At 72.0% G+C, this 389-nt stretch carries 1 protein-coding gene; it reads right to left on the bottom strand.

Features of this window, described 5'->3' with window-relative positions; all coding sequences use genetic code 11:
• Window positions 1–389, bottom strand: a 389-nt coding sequence (gene msrA / locus GL263_RS27910) for a peptide-methionine (S)-S-oxide reductase MsrA (RefSeq protein ID WP_182858482.1), incomplete at both ends; no start/stop codon positions are given.

Below are 389 nucleotides of genomic sequence, written 5' to 3' on the forward strand. Positions count from 1 at the left end.
TCTCGGTGGTGATGTCGCCGTAGCCGGCGGCCTTGAGGGTGGCCTGGTAGGCGTCGCGGGAGGCGAGGGCGGCGGCGTGCTGCTCGGGGGAGTGGGTGAAGATCGCCGAGCGGTACTGGGTGCCGACGTCGTTGCCCTGGCGGAAGCCCTGCGTGGGGTCGTGGTTCTCCCAGAAGAGCTTGAGCAGGGTGGTGTAGGGGACGACGGCGGGGTCGTGGACGACGCGGACGGCTTCGGTGTGGCCGGTGAGGCCGCTGCACGCCTCGTCGTAGGTGGGGTGGGGGGTGTGGCCGCCCTGGTAGCCGACGAGGGTGGTCCAGACGCCGGGCTGGCGCCAGAAGACGCGTTCGGCGCCCCAGAAGCAGCCGAGGGCGAAGTCGGCGGTCTCC

It is taken from the genome of Streptomyces durbertensis, from assembly GCF_014156695.1.
Lineage (GTDB): Bacteria > Actinomycetota > Actinomycetes > Streptomycetales > Streptomycetaceae > Streptomyces > Streptomyces durbertensis.